23 protein-coding genes are annotated in these 23,156 nt (G+C 39.9%); 11 read left to right on the forward strand and 12 right to left on the reverse strand.

The window, feature by feature from the left end:
- The first annotated feature begins 32 nt into the window (after positions 1-32).
- Positions 33-347, forward strand: a complete 315-nt coding sequence (locus tag PSH54_RS05985) for a GIY-YIG nuclease family protein (RefSeq protein WP_054982155.1) — start codon at positions 33-35, stop codon at positions 345-347.
- Here the strand turns inward: PSH54_RS05985 and PSH54_RS05990 are convergent.
- From PSH54_RS05990 to ilvC, 3 genes are all read right to left on the reverse strand, one after another.
- Positions 333-1,511, reverse strand: a complete 1,179-nt coding sequence (locus tag PSH54_RS05990) for a tetratricopeptide repeat protein (protein WP_121637161.1) — start codon at positions 1,509-1,511, stop codon at positions 333-335. The two genes, PSH54_RS05985 and PSH54_RS05990, sit on opposite strands and share 15 nt — an antisense overlap.
- Positions 1,512-1,590: 79 nt before the next feature.
- On the reverse strand, positions 1,591-3,510 hold the full coding sequence (locus PSH54_RS05995) for a methyl-accepting chemotaxis protein (protein ID WP_024031820.1): 1,920 nt from the start codon (positions 3,508-3,510) through the stop codon (positions 1,591-1,593).
- Between the two features lie 164 nt (positions 3,511-3,674).
- Positions 3,675-5,147, reverse strand: coding sequence for a ketol-acid reductoisomerase (ilvC, locus tag PSH54_RS06000; RefSeq protein WP_029773436.1), 1,473 nt, complete (start codon positions 5,145-5,147; stop codon positions 3,675-3,677).
- A gap of 139 nt (positions 5,148-5,286) precedes the next feature.
- On the opposite strand from ilvC, the gene ilvY reads away from it, so the two are divergent.
- The 6 genes from ilvY (at position 5,287) to PSH54_RS06030 (ending at position 10,695) form a co-directional block, all read left to right on the forward strand.
- The gene (gene ilvY, locus PSH54_RS06005; RefSeq protein ID WP_121637162.1) at positions 5,287-6,192 is read left to right on the forward strand and encodes an HTH-type transcriptional activator IlvY; all 906 of its coding nucleotides are present in this window, start codon (positions 5,287-5,289) and stop codon (positions 6,190-6,192) included.
- 121 nt (positions 6,193-6,313) lie between these two features.
- Positions 6,314-7,360 (forward strand): GGDEF domain-containing protein, encoded by a 1,047-nt coding sequence (locus PSH54_RS06010; protein WP_273605707.1) that lies wholly within the window; start codon positions 6,314-6,316, stop codon positions 7,358-7,360.
- A gap of 111 nt (positions 7,361-7,471) precedes the next feature.
- Positions 7,472-8,335, forward strand: a complete 864-nt coding sequence (locus PSH54_RS06015; protein ID WP_443197765.1) for a MipA/OmpV family protein — start codon at positions 7,472-7,474, stop codon at positions 8,333-8,335.
- A gap of 1 nt (position 8,336) precedes the next feature.
- Positions 8,337-8,717, forward strand: a complete 381-nt coding sequence (locus PSH54_RS06020) for a DUF3019 domain-containing protein (RefSeq protein ID WP_024031825.1) — start codon at positions 8,337-8,339, stop codon at positions 8,715-8,717.
- Positions 8,718-8,731: 14 nt separating this feature from the next.
- Complete coding sequence (locus tag PSH54_RS06025) at positions 8,732-9,424, forward strand: response regulator transcription factor (protein WP_024031826.1); 693 nt, start codon at positions 8,732-8,734, stop codon at positions 9,422-9,424.
- A 23-nt stretch (positions 9,425-9,447) separates the two neighbouring features.
- Positions 9,448-10,695 carry an ATP-binding protein gene (locus PSH54_RS06030; protein ID WP_273605708.1) on the forward strand — a complete coding sequence of 416 codons (1,248 nt, stop codon included), beginning with the start codon at positions 9,448-9,450 and terminating at the stop codon, positions 10,693-10,695.
- 313 nt (positions 10,696-11,008) lie between these two features.
- On the opposite strand, the gene PSH54_RS06035 is transcribed toward PSH54_RS06030, so the two are convergent.
- Both PSH54_RS06035 and PSH54_RS06040 read right to left on the reverse strand, forming a co-directional pair.
- Complete coding sequence (locus tag PSH54_RS06035; RefSeq protein WP_004587357.1) at positions 11,009-11,230, reverse strand: DUF3820 family protein; 222 nt, start codon at positions 11,228-11,230, stop codon at positions 11,009-11,011.
- 405 nt (positions 11,231-11,635) lie between these two features.
- Entirely contained in the window at positions 11,636-13,210 is a 1,575-nt protein-coding gene (locus PSH54_RS06040) for a cation:proton antiporter family protein (protein WP_096042058.1), read from the reverse strand.
- A gap of 266 nt (positions 13,211-13,476) precedes the next feature.
- Here PSH54_RS06040 and PSH54_RS06045 point away from each other — a divergent pair, with 266 nt between their 5' ends.
- On the forward strand, positions 13,477-14,220 hold the full coding sequence (locus PSH54_RS06045) for a sporulation protein (protein ID WP_004587355.1): 744 nt from the start codon (positions 13,477-13,479) through the stop codon (positions 14,218-14,220).
- Positions 14,221-14,278: 58 nt separating this feature from the next.
- Entirely contained in the window at positions 14,279-14,728 is a 450-nt protein-coding gene (locus tag PSH54_RS06050; RefSeq protein WP_004587354.1) for a GNAT family N-acetyltransferase, read from the forward strand.
- Positions 14,729-14,829: 101 nt separating this feature from the next.
- Here the strand turns inward: PSH54_RS06050 and PSH54_RS06055 are convergent, their stop codons facing one another.
- The 6 genes from PSH54_RS06055 to PSH54_RS06080 all read right to left on the reverse strand — a co-directional run bounded on the left by PSH54_RS06055 (position 14,830) and on the right by PSH54_RS06080 (position 20,722).
- Positions 14,830-16,182: a sodium-dependent transporter gene (locus PSH54_RS06055; RefSeq protein WP_054982160.1), complete on the reverse strand. Its 1,353-nt coding sequence runs from the start codon at positions 16,180-16,182 to the stop codon at positions 14,830-14,832.
- Positions 16,183-16,387: 205 nt separating this feature from the next.
- Positions 16,388-17,680: a HAMP domain-containing sensor histidine kinase gene (locus PSH54_RS06060; protein WP_055253011.1), complete on the reverse strand. Its 1,293-nt coding sequence runs from the start codon at positions 17,678-17,680 to the stop codon at positions 16,388-16,390.
- Between the two features lie 17 nt (positions 17,681-17,697).
- Positions 17,698-18,405, reverse strand: coding sequence for a response regulator transcription factor (locus tag PSH54_RS06065; RefSeq protein WP_054982162.1), 708 nt, complete (start codon positions 18,403-18,405; stop codon positions 17,698-17,700).
- A gap of 195 nt (positions 18,406-18,600) precedes the next feature.
- On the reverse strand, positions 18,601-18,984 hold the full coding sequence (locus tag PSH54_RS06070) for a DUF3019 domain-containing protein (protein ID WP_004587350.1): 384 nt from the start codon (positions 18,982-18,984) through the stop codon (positions 18,601-18,603).
- A complete protein-coding gene (locus PSH54_RS06075) occupies positions 18,974-19,831 on the reverse strand; it encodes a MipA/OmpV family protein (protein ID WP_004587349.1) in 858 nt (285 codons plus the stop codon). The genes PSH54_RS06070 and PSH54_RS06075 overlap by 11 nt, the downstream gene beginning before the upstream one ends.
- Before the next feature lie 87 nt (positions 19,832-19,918).
- The gene (locus PSH54_RS06080) at positions 19,919-20,722 is read right to left on the reverse strand and encodes a hypothetical protein (protein WP_273605709.1); all 804 of its coding nucleotides are present in this window, start codon (positions 20,720-20,722) and stop codon (positions 19,919-19,921) included.
- 136 nt (positions 20,723-20,858) lie between these two features.
- Here PSH54_RS06080 and PSH54_RS06085 point away from each other — a divergent pair, with 136 nt between their 5' ends.
- Positions 20,859-21,983, forward strand: coding sequence for a serine hydrolase domain-containing protein (locus PSH54_RS06085; RefSeq protein ID WP_443197766.1), 1,125 nt, complete (start codon positions 20,859-20,861; stop codon positions 21,981-21,983).
- Positions 21,984-22,117: 134 nt separating this feature from the next.
- Here the strand turns inward: PSH54_RS06085 and yhbY are convergent, their stop codons facing one another.
- On the reverse strand, positions 22,118-22,414 hold the full coding sequence (yhbY, locus tag PSH54_RS06090; RefSeq protein ID WP_004587346.1) for a ribosome assembly RNA-binding protein YhbY: 297 nt from the start codon (positions 22,412-22,414) through the stop codon (positions 22,118-22,120).
- Between the two features lie 88 nt (positions 22,415-22,502).
- Here yhbY and rlmE point away from each other — a divergent pair, with 88 nt between their 5' ends.
- Positions 22,503-23,132, forward strand: coding sequence for a 23S rRNA (uridine(2552)-2'-O)-methyltransferase RlmE (gene rlmE / locus PSH54_RS06095; RefSeq protein WP_004587345.1), 630 nt, complete (start codon positions 22,503-22,505; stop codon positions 23,130-23,132).
- The last annotated feature ends 24 nt before the right edge of the window (positions 23,133-23,156 follow it).

A 23,156-nucleotide genomic window follows, 5' to 3' on the forward strand; every position in this document is an offset into this window, starting at 1 on the left:
TTGTTTTTAGTTACGAGGGTTAGGGCAACGTTTTGACCACAAACAAACAAAAAAGTTTAAGTATAAATATAAGCAAAGCACACAAAGTACCCTCAACGTGGTATTTGTATATAGTGCAAACGCGTTTAGGCCACTGGTATACGGGTATAACAACCAATGTTGATAAGCGCTTAGCCACGCATCAAGCGGGTAAAGGCGCAAAAAACTTAAAAGGCAAAGGCCCTTTAGTTTTAATTCATCAACAAAAGGTGGGCTCAAAAAGCGAAGCCAGTAAGTTAGAGTGGCAAATTAAAAAATTAAGTAGGGCCCAAAAAGAGCACTACGTACAACAGCTAATGACTAAGTGAAGCTGTGGCATTTTTTAATGCTTTTAATTTATTACGATAGCGGGCTTTGTCATAGTTAAACTCGGCGTTTATACCCGCTAAACGCATATAATGTGTTGCCTGCTTTATATTGCCGGTAAAATAATATGCTCGCGCAAGGCCAAAGTGGCTTTCGTGTAACTTAGCGTCAATTTTATAAGCGCTTTTAAAATGCTTAATCGCTTGAGAGTAATTTTTAAGTACCAGTTCACTATTACCCAATGATATATGGTAATACGGGTTAGCTTGGCGCTTTTTATTGAGCTGTTTTAGCATTTGCTGACCTTGTTTAGCGCGGTTACTTAAGGTGTACAGCACAGCGAGATTACCTATGGCAGTATGGTTATTTTTATCAAGCAATAATGCATAGTTATATGCCTGTTCAGCTTCTTTTAAATAATTAAGCTGCCTAAATACAATACCTAAATTTCCCCAGCCACCACTGTATAATGGGGCGGCTTCAACGGCGGCACTAAAGTAGCTATAAGCTAAATTATAATTTTTATTTACTAAAGCTTGAGCGCCTTTATTGTTATAAAACATAGCCGTAACAAACTCTTTGCTTATTGGGCTGGTTTTAAAGCGTTGTTTTCTTATATTCGGGTCGAAGTCTATGGTTAACTGTTTATCACGTTGATAAACCATTGTGGCTGGTATTGTTTGCATAAGCGCATTGTCAATTGATAAATTAATATGCCCTGTCAGTAAATTAACCCCTTTATTCATTGCCCAATATTCAGGAATATGAACCTTTTGAAAGCGCGCTTTTATACCTAAATAATCGGCTAAGCTATACGCTAATATCGATAACGACAGGCAATTAGCATTTAAATTAGCGTAGGTTTGCGATGCACTCAATGTGGCGCCACTTTGATAGGTTAATGAGTTATCGCCGTTTTTTAATAAAAAACTTAAAATACTGTTCGCTAAGTAATGCGCGCTGCGCTTACTGGTTAAGTGGGCATCAAGTTGGGAAGTGATTGTTTTGTCGAGCTTAAATATGTCTTGCTCGGTTTCAACGTTAATACGGTTAAATGTTGGATGGTTTGCAAGGGCAAGCGGTGGTGGTTCACGCACCGTGGTGTTACATGCGCTTAAATATAAGCAGCTACTTAGTAATAATGCGTTAAAACAAGATATGTTCATAAACCACCTCCAACATATTACATCTATAAGTGTAGATGCAATATGCGCAGGTGGTTTATTAAAGTGTTACAAAACGTGTTTAGTGGTGTTTTTCAAAGGTGGCTACGAGTGCATCAAGCGCTTGAGCGCTATTTGCTAAATCGCGAATTGCTTGCTCGGTGTTTATTTGCTCATTCATAGCACGGTCACTAATTTCACTTATTTGCTCAATATTACGTCCTACATCAGCAACCACGTTACTTTGCTGCTCAGTTGCGGTGGCAATTAAGGTAGCCATGTCGTTTATTTGATTTGCTGTTTCGCTTATCGCATCAAGCAATTCAACAGAGCTTTGCATTGCGCCTACGCTTTGTTGGGCTTTTTGCTTAGATTGACTAATATCGTTTACTACATCTTCAGAAATAGTGGTTAGCTCTTCAATCATTGACTGAATTTCGGTGGTTGATTGCGAGGTACGATTAGCAAGCGCGCGTACTTCATCGGCCACCACTGCAAAGCCTCTACCATGCTCACCAGCCCGTGCCGATTCGATGGCTGCGTTTAAGGCCAGTAAATTAGTTTGCTCTGAAATGCCGCGAATAGAGTCAACAATACTCGCTATATCAATTGTTTTTTTAGAAAGCAGTGTTACTTGCTCGGTAATGCCGTCAATGTCAGTGGCAAGCGCTGAAATTGTAGCTTGGCTTTGCAGTACTTGCTGATGGCTTTGGCTGGTGTTTTCTTGACTGCTTTGCGTTAACTTAGCTGCATTAGCCGCACTTTGTGCTATTTCTTGTACAGTTGCGCCCATTTCGTTAATGGCTGCAGCAACCGAAATGGTTTGCTCTTTTTGATTATCAATAGACTGCGAGTTGTTTTTTGCTTGTTCAAATACATGATTAGAACTTTGGCGTATTTCTGTACTTTCGTTGGCGACTTGCTTTATGGCAGTTTCAATTTTATGAATAAACTGGTTAAAGCCATGGCTTAAATTGTTTAGCTCTGGCTGATTAGACTCTGGCAAACGGTACGCTAAATTAGCATCGCCTGATCCTAAACGTGAGAACAGCTCGGCCATATCCGAAAGCGGTGACGCTAAAGAACGTGCTAACAAGTAACTTAGCATGCTAGCAACGAGGGCTATCACTAGCGTAAAGGTAAATATTTGCCACTCCAATGTACCTACAGTCGCAAACACCTCACTTTTAGGTACTTGGGCTAATACGTATAAGTCGGTATTGGCTATTGGCATGGCTGCTAAAAATGTGGCTTCGTTATTAAGTGATAATTCTGTAATTGCAAAACCAGAGGGGTTATATAAAGTACTATGAACATTACTGCCATAAAGTGTGTCTATGTTTACTTTAGCCACTTTATTTGCATCTTTATGTAACTGAATTAAGCCGCTTTTATCTGCAATAAACACAAAGCCTGTTTGCTCAATTTTAAATTGTTGTAATAGCTTTTGCATGTCGGTGATGCTTTTTGCAAGCCCCGCTAATCCAAGCCCATTTGTTTGTTGATGATTTACAAACATTTTTACATCAGTCGGGGATTCTTGATAAATACTGATTGAGTACGGATTATTTGAGTTGGTAAAGCCAAAAAACCACCCATCAGCCGCGTCGTTTTTAAGCACGCGTAAAAATCCGTGTTGGTTCCAATATTGTGCTGTATCACGGTTAGCCCACGACGCCGTTGCTAAATCAAACTGCTTTGCTACGCGGTTTAATTCTTTAAGCAGTAGTGTGTCGTCTTGGTTATTTGAGCGCGCCCACTCTAAGATAAATTCATTTGATGATAGTTGCTGTGCAGCACCTAGTAGTTCGTTTATTTCGCCACCAATTTGATTACTAATACTGTGTAATTTGCTGGGTAGCTCAGATTCAATCATACGTCGTTCTATAATATCTTCAGAGCTATATAAAGACGTTAAACCAATTAATGCAGCGACACAGATTGCAATGGTACTGCCTAAAATGGTGATTTTTTGAGTGATAGTTAGGTTTTTTATCGTCATATTATTTAACTTTACAACTAGGTAGATAGCCATGTTAGCACATTATTAATTAAGCGCTAATTATTGCAATATATCTAAAAGGGTATACTCGCTTTTTATTATTACTAGCACGAAAAAGCCCACAGCGTATGCATGTGGGCTTGGTTTCTAACAAGCGAAACTAGTTATACAATTTTCTTCATTGCTGACATGTAGCCGCGTAGTCTAGCGCCAACAATTTCAACAGGGTGCTCACGTAGTGCAGTGTTAATTTGAATCAATGTTTGGTTATCTACTTGGTTACTTTGCTCATTTAAGCCTTTACCAATAACATCGGTGTCGATGTTTTTCATAAAATCGGCCAATAATGGTAAACACGCATGGTTGTATAAGTAACAGCCGTATTCTGCAGTATCAGAAATAGTACGGTTCATTTCGAATAACTTTTTACGTGCTATTGTGTTGGCAATTAACGGTGTTTCGTGTAAAGACTCATAATAAGCCGACTCGTCAATAATACCTGCTGCAGTCATGGTTTCAAATGCAAGCTCAACGCCCGCTTTAACCATAGCAACCATTAAAATACCGTTATCGAAAAACTCTTGCTCAGAGATTTCTACATCACCAGCAGGGGTTTTTTCAAAGTTAGTTTCGGCAGTTTCTGCACGCCATTTTAGTAAGTTTGCATCGTCGTTTGCCCAATCTTCCATCATTACGCGTGAGAAAGTACCGTCGATAATGTCATCTTGGTGCTTGTTATAAAGCGGGCGCATAATAACTTTAAGTTCTTCGCTTAGTTCAAACGCTTTTACTTTTGCAGGGTTTGATAAACGGTCAAGCATGTTAGTAACGCCGCCGTATTTAAGGGCTTCGGTAATTACTTCCCAGCCGTATTGAATTAGTTTTGATGCGTAACCCGCATCAATGCCTTTCTCAATCATTTTATCAAAACATAAAATTGAACCGGTTTGTAACATGCCACAAAGAATTGTTTGCTCGCCCATTAAGTCTGATTTAACTTCAGCGATAAACGATGACTTAAGTACACCGGCACGATGACCACCGGTACCCGCAGCGTAGGCTTTAGCTTGTGCTAAGCCGTGACCTTGTGGGTCGTTTTCTGGGTGAACAGCAATAAGAGTAGGTACACCAAAGCCGCGTTTGTATTCTTCACGCACTTCAGAGCCAGGACACTTAGGAGCAACCATGATTACCGTAATGTCTTCACGAATTTGCATGCCTTCTTCAACAATATTAAAACCGTGCGAGTAAGCAAGTGTAGAGCCTTGTTTCATTAAAGGCATAATGGCAGTTACAACGGCTGTATGTTGCTTATCAGGTGTTAGGTTTAATACTACGTCAGCGCTCGGAATTAGCTCTTCGTACGTGCCTACAGTAAAACCGTTTTCAGATGCATTTAGGTATGACTGACGACGCTCATCAATTGCTGATTGACGTAACGTGTATGATACATCTAGACCTGAGTCACGTAAGTTTAAACCTTGGTTAAGACCTTGTGCGCCACAGCCAACAATAACCAGCTTTTTACCTTTAAGTGCATCAACACCATCGGTAAATTCACTTGGGTCCATAAATTCACATTGCGCTAATTGAGCTAACTGCTCGCGTAAAGGTAAGGTATTAAAATAATTCGCCATGTTAGTGTCCTATAATTCGTGTTTGTTAGATGCAAAGCGTATTTGCTTTGCTTAAACACACCATAAAAAAAAACTTTGCTTGCGTAAAATGATATATTTGCACTAAAGTATTTCAAAAAATGAAACGTAGAGGCATGTAATGGATCATAAGCATTTAAATTACTTTTTAGCGTTAGCTAAAACGCTCCATTTTGCCAGGGCGAGCGAGCTGTGCCATATAAGTGCACCTACTTTAAGTCGCAATATTAAGCAGCTTGAAGATGAGGTGGGCGTTGCTTTATTTATACGCGATAACCGAAGTGTAAAATTAACTAAAGAAGGGGAGTCGTTTATTGATTACGCCACCTCTACACTGGCTAATTGGCAGCGCTTTAAAGCGAATGTGAAAGACCCAACCCAGCATATTTACGGTAATGTGAGTATTTATTGCTCAGTCACCGCCTCGTATAGTTTTTTGCATCAAATATTAGAACAACTCCGCGCGCAGCATCAGCATATAGAAATAACGCTAAATACCGGCGATCCGGCGTTGGCAATAAACCGAGTACTGGATGCCCATGAATCAATGGCTATTGCTGCACGGCCAAGTAAACTGCCTGCCCAAATTGCTTTTGTTAATATAGGCCACTCTCCACTGGTTCTTATTGGACCTAAAATTCAATGCCCGATCAGCGAAAAAATAGCGAAAAACGCCCCACATATTGATTGGTCAGAACTGGAGTTTATTGTACCTGAGCAAGGTTTTTCTAGGCAGCGGTTAGAGCAGTGGTGGCGGAAAAATAATGTGCATGGAAAAATTTATGCACAAGTAGCAGGGCACGAAGCAATGGTGTCTATGGTGAGCCTAGGATTAGGTGTCGCCATGGTTCCCAAAATAGTGCTAGATAATAGTCCGCTACAAGACAAGGTACACGTACTGCCCAGTGAAAATTACCAGCCAGAAGGGTTTGATATTGGTTTGGCGGTGCTAAAAAAAGAGCTTAACGACCCTGCAATCAGTGCATTATGGAATATTGCACAAACTTTAGGCGCAAATGTTATTTAAGCTTTTAACGATTAATATAATTCAGTAAATAGTATGATTAACAGTTGCGTATGAGTTTACTATTACTTAACATGAAAGCTTAATAATAAAAAATAATGACGCACGAGAGTTTATAATAATTATGGATCATGCTGTATCGCTCGCTCATTCTGCTCAATGTTTAAAAAAAGCAATTCCTCTGATGGTAAAGTACCGAATGCCGGTAACGCCTATCAATTACGCTATTTGGTATTGCTATGTGCAAGGCAGTAAGCCAGCATTAAATGCTGAGCTTGATCACGTCATTGCTGAGCAACAAACATGTACTCAAAATAAAGCAAAAGAAATTTTTGATAAGCATTTAAGCGAAGATGACTTAGTGTTTTTTCAAGAAATGGCAGATCGCTTCCATGGCACTATGGAGCAAGTACAGCATGATATAAGCGTTACCCTCGATCACTCTAAAAGCTTTACCACGTCGTTGGTAGATTCTCAAAATGAGTTGGCAGGTTTAGCTAATGTAAATTCGTTTAACGAAATACTCGGTTGTGTTGAACGCTTAACCGACGAGTCGGTGGCTATGCAAGACTATGCGCGAGAATTTCAAACTAAGCTTGCGGTAGCCTATAACGAAATTAAAGATTTAAAAGAAGCACTTAACCTTTCTCAAGAAGCAGCCGATACAGACCCCCTGACAGGCTTTTTTAATAGAAGAAAGTTTGATGATGATATTCAGCAGTTTTGTCAAACCTATTCAGAGAAAGCTGACGAGAGCGTATTGGCGGTACTAATCATGTTTGATATTGATCACTTTAAACGTTTTAACGACGATTTTGGTCATCAAAAAGGCGATGAAGTACTTAAATTAGTAGCCAAAAAAGTTTCGCAAAATATTTCCGATAGCCTGAATGTTTACCGCTATGGTGGTGAGGAGTTTTGTATTACCGGGTATTTTGACAGCATCAACGAGATTATGGTGTTTGCTGATAAAATTCGTTTAGATATTGCTTCATTAACTATCCGTAAAAAAGACGATGTAAATTCTAAACGTGCAATTTCTGCAAGTTTTGGACTCGCTATTTTACGTCCATTCACGAAAGGTTCGGTACTTATTGAGCGCGCCGACCGTGCTTTATATATAGCTAAAACACATGGTCGCAACCGTATTGAAATAGCCCCTGATATTTAAATGTGATACGTATGTATAAAAATTGTGAATGATTGTAACCAGGTGGCGCACATTTGTGCTTACCTTGCTAGTATGGGTCACTTACTTATTTTACTCATTTAGATTAGGTTAATGCGGCTCAATACTTTTATTTACATTTTTTGCTTTGTGGTGTGTCTTGTTTGCTTGCCTAGCACAGCTTCGCAGGCCTATAACGAACAAGAGTATGCGCAGCAACATATTACTGTTAAAAAGTGGCATGTAAATCTAAGTGTCGGCGCGGGTGTTATTACCAACCCTCTGCATGGCGGAAAAAACGTCCCGCTCCCTGTGATCCCGCGCATTGCTTTTTATGGCGAGCGTTGGTTTTTCGATAATGGTCGCCTTGGCTACACACTTAAAGAAAATCAAAAGCATCATTTTAATATTGTTTCAGAACTTAACGCAGAGTCACGTTTTTTTATTGATTGGCACCCTAATAACCTCTTTGTTTTACCAGCAACCGCAGGTGCTTCTGCATTAGCGCAAAATAATCCCCAGCCTAAAAAAATAAATATCGATAATATTGATAATCGCCATTTAGCCCTAGATGCCGGGGGAAGCTATCATTATGTGCAGCAAAACCATGTGCTATCGATACAGTTATTACACGATATAAGTAATGTTTATAACGGTACTCGGGGCGCTATACAATGGCAGTACCACAGTGAAGTAGGGCGTTTAAAGTTAAAGCCAACGCTTGGGGTTAACTATAAATCAGCTGAATTAAACAGCTACTATTATGGTTTAAAAGCACACGAAACCTCATTAGGTAAAATTGACGTTGGTAGTAGCTGGCAACCTTATGCTAAAATCGACGCCAGTTGGCCATTGAGTGAGGCTAACAGTCTTCGTTTTCATGTAGCATATTACGACTATTCAGCTATGGATGGCAGTCCGCTTTTTGAACGTAACTATTCAATGACTGCTTTTATAGGATTCGATCATACTTTTTAATATGAAGTATTTAATGTTGATTGTGCTTACAGTTTTTCTGTTTAGCCCTCCCGTTGTAGCGCAAAATGCGTCTTTAAAGGTCTCTCCCAAAGTGTGTGTTGTGTCTGAGCAGCAAGCGTTTTGCGATCTCGATTTAAAGTTTAATTGGCAGCAACCATCGCCAAGCGATGCATGCCTGTACCAACAAAATAAACTGATTAAATGCTGGCAACAGCAGGCTGTTGGTGAGTTTGAGTATAAAGCGCGTGTTCAGGTAGAGACCATATACTCCTTAATCAATCCTCATACCGGTGTGTTAATTGCTAAAACACACGTTGAAGTGCAAAGTGCTGATGCTAAAAAAAGTAGGCGCAGGCTTCGCTCTCCATGGAGCTATTTTTAATTTAGGAGCAACTCATGCCAAAAATTTTACTTGTTGAAGATGACCTAGGTTTACAACAACTAACAAAAGATTATCTTGAACATAATGGCTTAGAAGTAGACGTATTAAGCCGTGGTGATGAAGTATTTAGTTATCTTGAGAATAACGCTGCTGATTTAATGATTTTAGATATTATGTTGCCAGGTAAAGATGGCTTTAGCGTATGTCGACAAGTACGTGATAAGTTTTCGTTGCCAATTTTAATGCTTACTGCAAAAGGTGAAGACTTTGACCAGGTGATTGGCTTAGAGCTTGGCGCAGATGATTATGTGGTAAAACCTGCAGAACCGCGTGTTTTACTGGCGCGTGTAAATGCATTACTGCGTCGCGGGCAACCCGTGGTTAAGGCCGCAGAAGAGATTCAGTTTGGTGATTTAGTCATTGATAAAACCAGCCGAATTGTTAAATTAAACGAAAACGAAATAGTACTTACATCGCATGAGTTTGAGCTACTATGGCTACTTGCCTCAAATGCAGGCGAAGTACTAAGCCGTGAACATGTTCATCAACATATGATTGGTCGTCAATACGATGGGCTTGACCGTACCGTTGATGTACGCGTGTCACGAATTCGTAAAAAGCTAGGTGATAACAGCGATAAACCTTACCGTATAAAAACCGTGTGGGGGCAAGGTTACTTGTTTGTATCAGACGCCTGGGAAAAATAATATATGAAGGTAAATAAGGAATAATGGGCAAACTATTTATAAGTTTATATGTTTATATCATTGTTTCTTTATTTATTGTTAGTGGTGTTATAGAACAAATTTGGCCTTACGAAGAGACGCAGCAGCAAGTGCTGTTAGATGATGAGTTTGGCCAAGCACTTTGGTTATTATCGCAAACCGATGATGGGCTAGATAAGCTAAAACACAGCTTTGAAAGCCAAGTTATTGCCCGCAAAGATCTTATTTTACCCCTTAAGCAGCAAGCCTCATTAGATAAAAATCATTACCTGTACCTGTATGATAAAAAGCAGCGCATAGTGTGGTATGTTGAGCTTGGTGATAAAAAGCTACTTCAAATTGGTCCTGTAGGCGTTATAAAAGCACCTGAAAGCTCTGTTATCCCGTATTTAATGTTACTGGCTATTGTAGGGTTACCTGTGGGGCTGTGGAGCTTTTTACTATGGCGTGATTTTTCTAAATTAAGCCATGCGTGCGAAGCGGTAGATGGCTCGCAAGACTTTAATATAAGCAGTCCTTCTAAATCGTTTTTTTTACCCGTTACTGATACTCTAAAAGTAATGCAGCAGCGCATAGAGCATCTTCTTAGTGCGCAACAAGAACTTACCTCCTCTGTATCTCATGAATTTAGAACACCTCTTGCACGATTAAAATTTGGTATAGCCATGTTAGAAGACACACTGCAATCGGAAAAAGGGCAACATTACCTAACGAATATGCAGGCAGATATAAGCGAACTTGAAGCGCTTGTGTGTGAAATGCTTGAATATGCTCGGCTTGATTCGCAGCAACCAAGCTTAGCGAGAAGCGACGTTGATTTGGCTGCTCTGACACAATCGGTCATTAATAAGCTAAATTTTGCAAGCGGCATAGAGTTTAATGCGGTGTTACCACAGGCTCTTGTTTACAAGTGTGATGCGCACTTTATTGCGCGTGTAATGCAAAACCTAGTGGGCAATGCGTTAAAGTACGCTGTTAGTCGTGTTGATGTCACACTCAAAGCGCAGGGTGATGCAATTTACTTTATTGTGGAAGATGACGGAGAAGGTATTTTAAAAAGCGACAGAGAAAGCGTATTTAAACCTTTTACTCGTTTAGATAAAAGCCGTGATAAAAGCACAGGGGGCTTTGGTTTAGGCTTAGCAATAGTGGCAAAAATTGTATCGTGGCATAAAGGGCACTATTCAATCACTGACTCATCGCTTGGTGGCGCTAAGTTTATAGTTACCTTACCTAATACCTATCCACAATAATATTTAATCATTTTGTGGGGCCAAATGTGTCGCTAGCTACGTTAAAAAATTCCCATTTACGACTGCATGAATGCAGAAGGTAGAGCAATGCAGGAGCAATTGCCGAGAACAACTAAATAGCAAATTTTTTGCCTAGCTATCAACACGTTTTTCCATCCTCAAAATAGATTACTTAATTATGCGGATTGGTATAAAAGCAATTCACCTAAAAACGCCAGACATAAAAAAAGCGCCTAAGGCGCTTTTTGTGGTTAAAAACCAAAATCAACAAGTAGCAAAATAGTAGACCCGGCTACGTGGAAAAAGTTCTCAATTATTTTTCATTTTTTTTAAGTAGGGGCATCAGCATTTGCTCAAGCCCATTTAATTTAACCTCGTACATCATTGCAAGCTGCGCCCCGAGTTTACTTTCTGGAAACCCTTGCTGTTTAAACCACACTAGGTAGGGCTCTGGCAAAAGCAACAGGGGTCTGCCTGCGTATTTTCCAAAGGGCATAATTGTATTAATGGCGAGCTTGAGTTCGGCTGTATCCATAATAAGTCAGTAATTGATAAAACGTATAATAGTAATACTACTGCTTATTAATAATAAACGCATTAAATAGCGGCTGGGTAAGCGGGCAAGTAAACAGAAATAAAATAGGCTGTGACGGGCAAGAAACAGCCTATTGAACGAGGGAGTAGGCCCTCTGATTGAATAAATTTGTGTTGATAAATAAATGCTTACCTTGCATTAATTAGCTGGAGTCTAATTATGTGACACAGGTGCGAAGGCGTTTATTTAAACAACACCGGTAGTTTATCTGTTTTTTTTACAGATAGAGAGAAGTAATGTAAAGGAATGTAAATAAAATGAGTTTTTAAACTAAAACTAATAAAAAAGCCTTATTAAAAATAAGGCGTTTTCATTTGGTTGTTTTTATTGTTTAGTATAAAAGTACTATTTTTCGAATAGCTCTTGCTTTACGTGCTCGGCAAAACCACTTCCTGCTTCTAAATAAAAGTTATAGGTCGAGTTTACGCCCATTTGTTCAAGCTCTTTTTGTTGATCTGGGTAATTGGCGATAGCCGTTACTTGGCCGTTATAGCCTGAGGCTTGTAATTGCTCTAGTGCAAAAATATTTTGCATATGCTTTGGCATAGCTAACATGACCATTTCAACATGAGAGTGGTTAACGCGCTGCCAAAAGTCAGGGTCGGTGGCATCGGCAAGGAGTACCTTTCTATTGCGTTTAATATGTTTTTCTACCACCTCTGGTTTAATATCAATGCCCGCCACTACATTAGGGTGAGTCGCATTTATTGTTTCGTAGGCACCTGTACCTATGCGGCCCATACCAAATATAACGATTTTAGTGTCGTTTAAATTAACGGGTAGCTCTTCAGCTAAGCGGGTTTTGCTTTCGAATTTTAATAACCAGCGCTCAATTTTTACGTATAACTCGTTTGAGCGTTTATTAAGAGGCGATGCAATAACAAAGGTAATAGACACCGCAATAGCCATTACCGCCAGCCACTCTGAGGTGATCATGCCTGTAGAGGCTGCCACAGCACACACAATAAGGCCAAACTCACTAAAATTAGCAAGGCTAAATGCAGTGAGTAACGAGGTGCGCGCTCTGAGCTTAAAGGTATTCGTAAACACATAATAAAGTAAGGTTTTAACTGGCAGAACAAATATAAGGATTAACGCTACAATTAATGAATTAGCTGTAAGCTCTGCGTTTAAACCAATGCTTAAGAAAAAACCGACCAGCAAAATATCTTTTAAATTAAGCAGCGACTTTGAAAGCTCTCCCGCCTTTTTATGTGGGGCAAACATCATCCCCATAATGAGCGCGCCTAAATCGCCCTTTAAACCTGCAAAATCAAAAGCGTTATAACCGGCTATCAACGCAAAGAAAAAGCCAAATAACGGCAATAGCTCACCATGTTTAGAGCGGTTAAGCACTGCATACATAAGTGGGCGCACTAAAGGGAGTGCAATAATTAAAGCAAGAGCCCACATATTAGGTACTTTGCCAGTGCTAATGGCTAAAAATATAACCGCAAAAATATCCTGCATAACTAAAATGCCAATGGCTATTTTTCCGTGTAGGCTTGCCATTTCACCGCGCTCTTCAAGTACTTTTACCGCAAATACAGTGCTTGAAAAGCTTAGCGCAAACCCAACTAATAAAGCACTTTGCCAGCTTAAATCAACAAACATAGGCACAGCAAAAATACCTAGCAGTAACATAAAGCCACTAAATAATGCACTGCTAAAAATAATGTGTAGGGTAGCGGGTGCCCATACTTGGGGCTTGATTAAGCTGTTTACTTTAAGTTTTAAGCCAATACTAAATAAAAGAAGTGTTACACCCAGTGCCGCAATGGTATCGAGTAGTTCGGTGCTTTTATAGCCAGATAAATTTAATGCAAAACCGGCAAGTAAAAAGCCAATAAGGGGAGGAAGTTTTAATTGATAAACACCAAAGCCACAAACAAACGCGGCGGCAAAATAGATTAGTTCCATAATTCTTAATATCACTTCATTTGGGATTGCAGTGTAGCGAAAATTTTATACCATTGAAAATAAAAATAGCCCTAAAAATGAGCGCGTTTAATCAATTACTTGCCCAGCTACGTATAAAAAATGCACATTAAACACGTATTTAATCGTAAATAGCATGTAAATAACATTTTTTCACTGACATTGGCTTTTAAATATGGTTAAGATGCTTTAACGAAGGAGTTTAAGCTTGAGCAACAAACTGAGCCGCTCAGCTTAAGGAGATAGATATGTTTAAAAAGATTTTAGCGTCGGTAGGTATTGGCGCTGCAAAAGTAGATACAATTTTAGAAACTGAGCATCTTCAGCCAGGGCAACTTTTTAACGCTAATATCGTTATAACTGCAGGCGATGTGGCTCAAGAAATTGCTGGCCTTGATTTGTTTTTAATGACTCGCGTTAAAGTTGATGGCGAAGAAGGTGAGTACTTTACTAATCACGTAATTGATCAGTGGCGCATAACCGACATAGGCACTGTTGAGCCAGGTGAAGTTAAAAGCATTCCATTTGAAGCGCGCCTTCATCCAGAAACCCCAATTACTGAAATTAATGCCGGCTACAACCAATCACATGTATGGATTGAAACAGGCCTTGATATTGATTTAGCACTAGACCCTACAGATAAAGACCACTTGCATATTTACCCTAACGAAGCTGTTAAAACCTGTATGCAAGCAATGGATAAATTAGGGTTTAGTTTATTAAAAGCAGATGTTGAAAAAGGCCATTTACGTGCGCCTACTTTTCAGTCGGTATCGGGGTGTTATCAAGAGTTAGAGTACAAGCCTAATAGCCGCAGCTTATTTGGGATTCAAGAAATTGAATTATCGTTTGTACCAGAAGCACACAAAACGCATGTTTTAATTGAGCTGGATAGAGCATTTAGAGGCGATGGTTATGTTGATTTAACCATAGAGCACGACCATGTGAATTTATCGCAGTTGTGCGACCAATTAGAGCGTTTGTTTGCCTAAGTGATGCGTAGTTTAACTAAACCCAGCTTAGGCTGGGTTTTTTATTTTAGGATTTTATATGTCGTTTAAATGTGCGCATTTTGATGCGCTTGATACGCGTACTTTATTTACGATAATGCGCGGTCGTGTTGATGTATTTGTAGTAGAGCAAACGTGTCCTTACCCTGAGCTTGATGAAGTAGACATTAACCCTAGTACTCAGCATTTATATGCAATTGCAGATAATAGTTTATTAGCTTATGCCCGCTGCTATGAAAAAAATGAGCAGTACAGCGCAATAGGCCGTGTACTGGTTTGCAAAAGTGAGCGAGGTAAAGGGCGGGCTACTGAGCTTGTAAATGCGGCCATAGCATGTTGTAAAAAGCAGTGGCCACAGCGTCATATTTATATAGGCGCACAAACCTATTTATTAGCATTTTATCGCTCTTTTGGCTTTACAGAAGTAGGGGAGCAATACCTAGAAGATGGCATCCCTCATCAAGATATGGTGTTAAATACACTAAGCTAATTTATTACGAGTAAATTTAAGCTATTAAAAAGCCCACTTAACGCGTGGGCTTTACTTAATTTAAAACTTAACCTGAACTCGGGTTAGTTAAAAATAACGTTTTAACTTAACACCGAATGTAAAAACACAGCACCAATAGCTATAGGGCACACAAACTTAGTGTATACAGGCCATACTTTCCAAAATAGTGTGTTATGAACCTCAGGGTTACCTTGCTGTATTGCTTTTAGTAGTGAGCCACGGTACCAAATCCAGCCAACAAAAATACAACACATTAAGCCAAGTAAAGGCTGAGCAACTTTAGTTGTTAGGGTGATCACTAAACCAAATAAGCTTCCTAAGTTACATACTATGGTAATGCTCACTGCGCTTATTAGCGCGCCAATTAGCCATGTTGCCTGCAGGCGGCTCATTGCAAAGCGCTCCACAGTATACGATACCGGCGCCTCTAACATTGAAATAGAGGAGGTAAGTGCGGCTATACTCATTAGGGCAAAAAATGCAAAGCCTATAAATAGACCCACAGAGCCCATACCATCAAACAATGCTGGTAACACTTGAAACACCAATGTGTCTTCAGAGAGAAGTTTGCCTGTAGATGAAAAAATTTCTACGCCTTGAGCTTGTGCGACATACATGGCTGGTATAATTAAAAGGCCCGCTACAAACGCGATAAACACATCTATTAATGTTACATAAGCGCCTAGCGTGACTAGGTTTTCTTTTTTACTTATGTAAGAGCCATAAATAATCATCACGCTGGTGCCTAATGACAAAGAGAAAAACGCTTGGCCGAGTGCACTTACGAGTAAATTTGCATCAAATATAGATGAAAAATCAGGCACTAAATAGGCTTTAAGCCCTTGCATAGCACCTTCTTGGGTCATAACGTAGGCAATTAAGGCAAATAAAATACCTAAAAGCGCAGGCATCAGACGCTTAGACCATTTTTCTATGCCGTTTTCTACGCCACGACTAATAATAGCCACGGTGAGTATGATAAATATCACTGTAAAAATGATGTTTCGTGAAAGTGACTGCTCACTTAACCACGTTGAAGCTTGGTTTGCACCAGCTAATGTAGTGAGAGGTTCGATTGTCGCGCTGAGCATCCAGCCTGCCACAATGGCATAAAAACTTAAAATAAAGCCCGCACATAAAATCCCGCCAAAACCCACGATAAAAGCAAAGCGCTTTTGCCACGTGTGTGATGTTATTTTTGTTAAAGAAGACACCGCATTAGCTTGTCCGTGGCGGCCAATTATAAGCTCAGCCATAAGTGCGGGGTATGCTAAAAAGAACGCGAGTACCAAATAAGCGACTAAAAAAGCGGCACCACCATTGCTTGCTGTTTGGGTAGGAAAACCCCAAATATTACCTAAACCTACTGCAGAGCCTGCGGCGGCCATTATAAATCCAAAGCGAGAGCTAAACTCACCTCTAACTGCGCTCATATTGTTGTACTTCTCTATTTTTTGACGGCGCTGACAATCTACTGGAATTGCAAATAAATAAAAAGTACTTATTTGCCCAATTGTGACAATAATTATCGTCTGGTGTGTCTATCACGCGATGCATTTAATTAATGTTATCAACAGGTTTAGAATAAGGAGTTGATTTTGTGTAATAAATGTTAATTACAGTTGTGTAAATAATATTTTACGAATCGTGATGCTGGCCAATTTTAAGGGTAAAACACGCCCCTTGAAGCCGCGCACTTTTACTAACGCTTACACTGCCGTGATGCCAATCTGCCACTTTTGCAACAATGGCTAAGCCTAAGCCATAGCTTTTATCAGCACGGTTACGGTGGCTTTCTTCTCTAAAAAACGGGCTAAAAACGTTATTAAAGTTCTCTGGTGCGATGCCTGGGCCATCATCTTCAACTGTAATATATAAATAATGCTCATCGCGCTTTGCACTGACATAAATAGTGTCTTTTGCAAAGTCGCAGGCATTGCCAATTAAATTACTAATAGCCCGAGCAAGCCAATGTAAGTCAGCAAAAACCATATCGTCACTACTGTTTAGTTGTATTTTAAGTTGGCTGGTTTCAATTTTAGGCGAAAGCTGAGTAAGTAAGTCTTCAAGATAGTGCGATAAATTAGTTTGCGAGTAGGTGAGCTGGTTGGCATTTTGCTCAAGGGTTGCAAAGGCTAAATAGCTTTTAAGCATCGATTCCATATGATCAAGATCGTTTTCCATACGCACAAGGTATTGCTTAACTTTAGGCATATCTGCGCTGTCGAGCGCAGCATCTAAGCCAAAGCGTAAACATGCGATAGGGGTTCTAATATCGTGCGATAAGCTCGATGCCATTAATTTGTTCTCCGCCACGAGCTTTTCTATTTGGCTAGCCATTCGGTTAAATGTAAGCTCAACATCTCTTATGTAGGTAAAGTGAGAGACCTTTATTCTCGCTTGCACATCTCCTGCGGCAAATTTTTTAGCCGCATCGTTTAATACTGTTAAGCGTTTAGCAAGTGGGGCAATAATAAAGCCCATAAAAATGCAGAGCCCAGCATAAAACAACAAAGTTAAAATAATATCGTTGCGCTGATCTGTTTCAAAGCCTTTATCTAGGCGCATGGAAAGATGATAAGGCGACAATACTTCGCTACTGTAGAGCATATAAAAACCTTGCTGGTCTTCTAAAATAAGGCCGCTTTGGGTATGCATTTGTAGTATTAAAGACGGTGGTAGGGCAAGGGATTCATTGTTTTTGTAATCAAGCTTTACATTAAAGTCGTTTGCCAATTGCTTTACATAAGCTGCGCGCTCTGAGGTCGCTACACTACTCAAATGTTTACTAAAGCCGTTGATCATTTGGCTTTGTAGGCTGAATTCATCATGCGGTGTTTGAGTTTGTTGGCTAAATGCATCGATTAGCCAGCCCAATACAACAATAGAAAGCAGCGCGCTACCGAGTAGTGAAATGTAAAATTTTTTCATTTAAACCGCCACGGTTACTATTCCCACGCAGTGGCAACAAGTAAATAACCACGCCCCCAAATTGTTTTAATTTTTTCTGGGTTTTGCGGGTCATCATGAAACTTTTTGCGCAGCGCAGATATTAGTACATCAACACTTCTATCAAGCCCATCGTATTCACGGCCTTTGGTTGCCTTAAACACAGCATCACGCGAGACTACTTGGCCTGCATTACTGGCTAAATAGTGCAGTAGGAGGTACTCAGCACTAGAAATAGCCATATCTTGATTATTAAGCGTTACACTGCGTGATTGAGTATCAATACTAAGTGCGCCTACAGTAATCACACTCTCGTTAGTGGTTACTTTAGTCGGTTCGCTGGTAAGGCGCAGTGCTGCTTTTATACGGGCCAGTAATGCGCGAGGGCGCACTGGCTTCATGATGTAATCACTCGCACCTACTTCTAAACCAATTACTTCATCCATTTCATCATCGCGGGCGGTTAGCATAATAATGGGCGCGGTGTAAAAGCTACGTAGCTCTCTGCACACACTTATACCGTCTTGGCCTGGCAGCATAATGTCGAGCAGCACAATGTTAGGGTTTAAGTTTTTTACCTGGCTTATTACTTCATCGCCGCGGTGGCAAACATGGGTGGTATAGCCTTGCTCGGTTAAGTACTCTGCAACCCATTGGGCTAAAGAGGTGTCATCTTCAACTAATAAAATAGTGCCGTAATTATCCATAAAGCTTCCTTAGTGTTAGAGGGTTGCCGTGTGTGGATTGAAACTCGCCCTTAAATAACCCTAAGGGCTGCATAAGTTTGGGATTTGTGCTGCGTTAGTGCCTATTTAGGTGAACAACCACACTTTATAAGCGCTGACTTACTTAATTACCAAACACATTGCTGTAAAATCAATCACGAAAGGCCACACCTCTAATTAGAACAAGCGCCAGCGGCGTTTTTTTTGTCTATTTTGATAAACCCACTGCAGTTTAACCTCTGTTGTGGCAATAACTTGGGCTGTATTACTATCAAACAGTTCAAAAGAAATACTTTGCTGGGAGTCGAAGGTATATTCAAATACGCCTTGTTGCTGCTTTAACCAGCATTGCATTATATATTTTGATGTTGCGTCTCTTAGGCAGTAATTACCAATAGTTGGTTGCTGCCAGCTAAGCGTTACATCAGCGTAGCAATTGCGGCCTTCACGTAGTGCAACACAGGTGTCGGGCAGCGCAATTAATGGGGCTGTTTTATCTGTTGTTTTAGCAGATGAAATAGCAGGGAAGATCAATAATAAACAGATCCATCTAAAATACATAACGTAGGCCTACCTTGGCTTTATGTTGATACCCTTGAGAAATAATGGGGCTGTCGTCTATTTCTTTTGAAAACCACGTTGTTAACCAGCCAGACAAAAATACCCAATCTTGAGAAATAGGGTACTCAGCATGAAACTCAAACATAATACTGGTACTGCCATTAGGGGTGTAAATAGGGCGATTAGCGGTGGCTTCGTCTGCATCTATACCAAAGTAATAGTTAGTAAAACTGCCCGAATAAGCGCTAATACCCACCCCAGATCTAAACTCCCAATTACGCCATGGCAAAATATGGCTAAAAAAGGTGTTAAACACCCAGCCATTATGTGTACCTGTAATATCATGTAAAAACTCAAACGAAATTTGCGAGTTTTCAAAGCGGCGTGTTAATCTTAGCCCAGCATCAAAATCGTAATTACGCGATTTTATACCCGCAAGCTCTTCTATCACACCGTGGTTGTAAAAACCTAAGCCTTTGTCATCAAAGCCCGCCTGAGTATTGGTGCCTAATATATCCAAGCCCCAATCAAATTTATCTATAAGGCTGTAACCCACAACTAAGCCGCCGCTTAACTGGTTATGATCAAAGTCGAGATAAAAGTTTTCGTAGGAAATAGCCAGGCTTAAATCGAGTTCAATGCCATCGTCGTAGGAATCAAGGCCAATTAGGTAAGAATCTTCTACATAATAACCAGCCCCAGCGCTCCAATCCCACGCAAAACCTTGGGTGGGCTCTAGCGTGTTATCAGCATAGTATCGATTGCTTGCCTGGCTTTGAAAGCTCAAAAAACTGGCGCAAAGCAATACGCTATTAATAAAAGTATGCTGTAAGAAAGCGTTTTTCATCCCTGGGGACCTAATTATTATTTGTTATTAAGCGTATTATATTGGTAAGTGAATCCTTGAATCTGTAAAAAAATGTAGTTTTTTACGTTATTGCACTTTTATTTTATCAATTAAAATACTGCTTAAGTAATATTGCATCATAGGCGTTAAGGCACTCACCTCTGTACGCGTACATGGGCCTTGTAGTTTAGTTAAGCTGCTTAATTTAGTAATGGTTTTAAAGGGCGGTACAGTTACTTCCTTACCTGCGCGCGCTATACGGGCTTGCTCGGTATTTTGTTGATGTACAAATGTTGCCACTTCTAACTCATTAGTAATTTTTTGCTCTTGGGCAAAGCTAAACAATAAAGGCTCACGGTGGAAGCTTGCGCTGTCTATTGATGATTTTGCAAACCATACCACATCGCCAGAGGCGCGGTGCGTAATGCGCATGCTCACTTGCGCTAGTATGGTGGCGCATTGCTGGGTAGGGTATTGCTGTGCTACTTTGGCAAATAAAGGATAAGGGTTTTCAGGTTGAGTTAACGCATATTTTGTATCGTCAGTAAATGCTAAATCTAACTGATGAATAGCTAACGTGTAGTCACTGTTTTTGCTATCAGTCACTTCTAAGCCTTTATCGTTCAAGGCTTGGGTTATTTGCTTTAATAGCGTGTCAGTTACGCTTGCTTTATCGGTTGTAATACGCACTGTTTGGCCGCGTGTTACTATGTGCGCCGGTAACTGTACAGACTTAACTTTTGGCGATGCGTGCTCTGTTTTATACTCAAGCTGGTAAGTTTCGCTCTTTAATGTTGGCTTTAACGGTAAAGCCAAAGGCTCGGCCGGCTGTTTGGTAATTGCACAACCTGCTGATAATAATATAAAAAGTGATACAACTATAAAACGCATAAATACTTAACATCCACTTAAAAAGCCAATAATCGCAACATTGTACGTTAGTCCTATCAAAACTTCATGATATTATGCACATAGATGTAGTTAAAAAAGAATAAATTTGTAACGAATGAAGTATCTCACTAATTTTATGTACGTTTGGGTCGCTATTTGTCTATCTTTACCGCTTCAGGCGATAGCTAAAGCAGACTCAAGCTGGGATGGATTCGTAAAACAGTATGGACGCTACGCAGAAAAAAAACTCAACAGTAAAGGTATTCCTGGCGCTGCGCTTTCGATAGTGAGTATTGGTAACGCTGATTATATCCACACCATGGGCCGCACTAAGGCAAGAAGTGGCACACAGGTTAACCGCCACACCCGCTTTAGGTTGGCTTCTGTGTCAAAAACATTTGCAGGGTCGTTAACTGCAAAGCTTGCAAGTGAAGGGTTAATAGATTTATTTAAACCGGTAAGTGAGTATATACCTGCTTTTAAAGGCACGGTTTATAAAGACAATTTAAAAGTGTTTCACTTATTAAGCCACTCCAGCGGGTTGGTCCCTAATGCGTATGACAATTTAATCGAATCAAGAATGAATTACCCCGATATTGTCGAAAAGCTATTAACAGTAAAGCCCATTTGCGAACCAGGCCAATGCTATGGCTATCAAAATGTGATGTTTAGTTTAATTGATGATGTAATTTACAGCAGTACCAATAAAAAATATGACCAGTGGTTGCAAGAGGGAATTTTTACACCATTAAAAATGAGCGATACCAGCTTAGGCTACGATGCAATGGTGCAGGATAAAAATTATGCGCTGCCGCACGTTAGAGGCAAAAAACGTTGGTACACAGCCAAGCTGAAAAAAAACTATTATAAAGTCGGCCCGGCTGCGGGCGTAAATGCAAGTGCCACCGATATGGCAAAATGGTTAAATGCGCAATTAGGGCAAAACCTAGATGTACTCTCTTTAGATACACTTGCTACACAAACACGTCCTTACACACTTACAAAAAAAGAGCGTTATAGACGAGTATGGAAAAAGGAATTAGAACAAGCTTATTATGGATTAGGCTGGCGTGTTTATAACTATAACGATGAAACGCTTTATTATCATAGTGGCTGGGTGCAAGGCTATCGCAGTGACTTGGTGGTTATACCGCATTTAAATGTGGGTTTTAGCTTGATTGTTAACGCGGAAACAGGCGTGATAAATGAATTAACTACTGAATTTTTAGACCGTTTATTAAAATACAAACGCACTAAATAAAACAGGCCTAAAATTGCTTAAAAAGCGCCGTGCTTTAAATTTATTGTTTAAAGGTAAAAGGCATAAATAAGCACATATAATAAAAAAACCAGCTTAATGCTGGTTTTTTATAAAAAGCTCACTGCACAATTAACTTATGCGCGTGGTAATTGAATCTTTTTTTCTGCACTTTGACGATACAATACAACAGTGTGACCTATTGTTTGTAGCTTAGTAGCGCCGGTTTCACGAACGATTGCATCAAAAATAAGTGCTTTTGTTTCACGATCGTCAGTAGGTACTTTTACTTTAATCAATTCGTGAATTTCTAATGCACTTTGAATTTCGACTACTACGCCCTCGGTTAAACCGTTAGAACCTAGTAAAACTACAGGCTTAAGGCTATGTGCCTGACCTTTTAAAAACTGCTTTTGTTTGTTTGATAATGTCATGTTTATACAAATTTTGCTGAATATGGCTTGAATTAAGGGTATTCTAACGCCATCTAAAGAATATTACTAATTAGTTGCGTGTTAATTTATGACAAATAAAAAACATTCAGCCAGTTCAAAGCGATGGCTGAAAGAACATTTTGATGATCAATATGTTCAGCAAGCGCAAAAAAAAGGCTGGCGTTCTCGAGCTGTTTTCAAATTAGATGAGATCCAAAATAAAGATAAACTGCTTCGCCCTGGTATGACCGTTGTTGATTTAGGTGCTGCACCTGGTAGCTGGTCACAATACTTAGCCGAGAAAGTATCTGATAAAGGTCAGGTTGTTGCGTGTGACATATTACCTATGGACTCACTTGCGGGGGTTGACTTTTTACAAGGCGATTTTCGTGAAGAAGCCGTACTTGATGCATTGTTAAAACGCATTGATGGTAAAAATGTTGATGTGGTACTCTCTGACATGGCACCAAATATGAGCGGTAATAACTCGGTAGATCAAGCGGGTAGCATGTATTTGGTAGAATTAGCACTTGATATGTGTCATCAAGTATTAAAGAAAAATGGTGCATTTGTTGTTAAAGTGTTTCAAGGTGAAGGCTTTGATCAATACTTGCAAGACGTTCGTAATAGTTTTAAAGCAGTGAAAATACGCAAACCTGATGCCTCACGTGCCCGTTCTCGGGAAGTATATATAGTAGCGACCGGCTACAAACTGTAGTACAGTTGCTTGGCGTTTAGTTGA

Origin of the sequence: Pseudoalteromonas sp. Angola-30 (genome assembly GCF_028599215.1) — a bacterium.
GTDB lineage: Bacteria > Pseudomonadota > Gammaproteobacteria > Enterobacterales > Alteromonadaceae > Pseudoalteromonas > Pseudoalteromonas atlantica.

Excerpts from the sequence above, each read along its gene's own strand:
- PSH54_RS06085 (WP_443197766.1), top strand. The coding sequence starts at position 20,859 with ATGTACGTTTGGGTCGCTATTTGTCTATCTTTACCGCTTCAGGCGATA.
- ilvY (WP_121637162.1), top strand. The coding sequence starts at position 5,287 with ATGGATCATAAGCATTTAAATTACTTTTTAGCGTTAGCTAAAACGCTC.
- PSH54_RS06030 (WP_273605708.1), top strand. The coding sequence starts at position 9,448 with ATGGGCAAACTATTTATAAGTTTATATGTTTATATCATTGTTTCTTTA.
- rlmE (WP_004587345.1), top strand. The coding sequence starts at position 22,503 with ATGACAAATAAAAAACATTCAGCCAGTTCAAAGCGATGGCTGAAAGAA.
- yhbY (WP_004587346.1), bottom strand. The coding sequence starts at position 22,414 with ATGACATTATCAAACAAACAAAAGCAGTTTTTAAAAGGTCAGGCACAT.
- PSH54_RS06050 (WP_004587354.1), top strand. The coding sequence starts at position 14,279 with ATGTCGTTTAAATGTGCGCATTTTGATGCGCTTGATACGCGTACTTTA.
- PSH54_RS06060 (WP_055253011.1), bottom strand. The coding sequence starts at position 17,680 with ATGAAAAAATTTTACATTTCACTACTCGGTAGCGCGCTGCTTTCTATT.
- PSH54_RS06075 (WP_004587349.1), bottom strand. The coding sequence starts at position 19,831 with ATGAAAAACGCTTTCTTACAGCATACTTTTATTAATAGCGTATTGCTT.
- PSH54_RS06010 (WP_273605707.1), top strand. The coding sequence starts at position 6,314 with ATGGATCATGCTGTATCGCTCGCTCATTCTGCTCAATGTTTAAAAAAA.
- PSH54_RS06080 (WP_273605709.1), bottom strand. The coding sequence starts at position 20,722 with ATGCGTTTTATAGTTGTATCACTTTTTATATTATTATCAGCAGGTTGT.
- PSH54_RS06045 (WP_004587355.1), top strand. The coding sequence starts at position 13,477 with ATGTTTAAAAAGATTTTAGCGTCGGTAGGTATTGGCGCTGCAAAAGTA.
- ilvC (WP_029773436.1), bottom strand. The coding sequence starts at position 5,147 with ATGGCGAATTATTTTAATACCTTACCTTTACGCGAGCAGTTAGCTCAA.
- PSH54_RS06015 (WP_443197765.1), top strand. The coding sequence starts at position 7,472 with ATGCGGCTCAATACTTTTATTTACATTTTTTGCTTTGTGGTGTGTCTT.
- PSH54_RS06065 (WP_054982162.1), bottom strand. The coding sequence starts at position 18,405 with ATGGATAATTACGGCACTATTTTATTAGTTGAAGATGACACCTCTTTA.
- PSH54_RS06040 (WP_096042058.1), bottom strand. The coding sequence starts at position 13,210 with ATGGAACTAATCTATTTTGCCGCCGCGTTTGTTTGTGGCTTTGGTGTT.
- PSH54_RS05990 (WP_121637161.1), bottom strand. The coding sequence starts at position 1,511 with ATGAACATATCTTGTTTTAACGCATTATTACTAAGTAGCTGCTTATAT.
- PSH54_RS06055 (WP_054982160.1), bottom strand. The coding sequence starts at position 16,182 with ATGAGCGCAGTTAGAGGTGAGTTTAGCTCTCGCTTTGGATTTATAATG.
- PSH54_RS06070 (WP_004587350.1), bottom strand. The coding sequence starts at position 18,984 with ATGTATTTTAGATGGATCTGTTTATTATTGATCTTCCCTGCTATTTCA.
- PSH54_RS06025 (WP_024031826.1), top strand. The coding sequence starts at position 8,732 with ATGCCAAAAATTTTACTTGTTGAAGATGACCTAGGTTTACAACAACTA.
- PSH54_RS06020 (WP_024031825.1), top strand. The coding sequence starts at position 8,337 with ATGAAGTATTTAATGTTGATTGTGCTTACAGTTTTTCTGTTTAGCCCT.
- PSH54_RS06035 (WP_004587357.1), bottom strand. The coding sequence starts at position 11,230 with ATGGATACAGCCGAACTCAAGCTCGCCATTAATACAATTATGCCCTTT.
- PSH54_RS05995 (WP_024031820.1), bottom strand. The coding sequence starts at position 3,510 with ATGACGATAAAAAACCTAACTATCACTCAAAAAATCACCATTTTAGGC.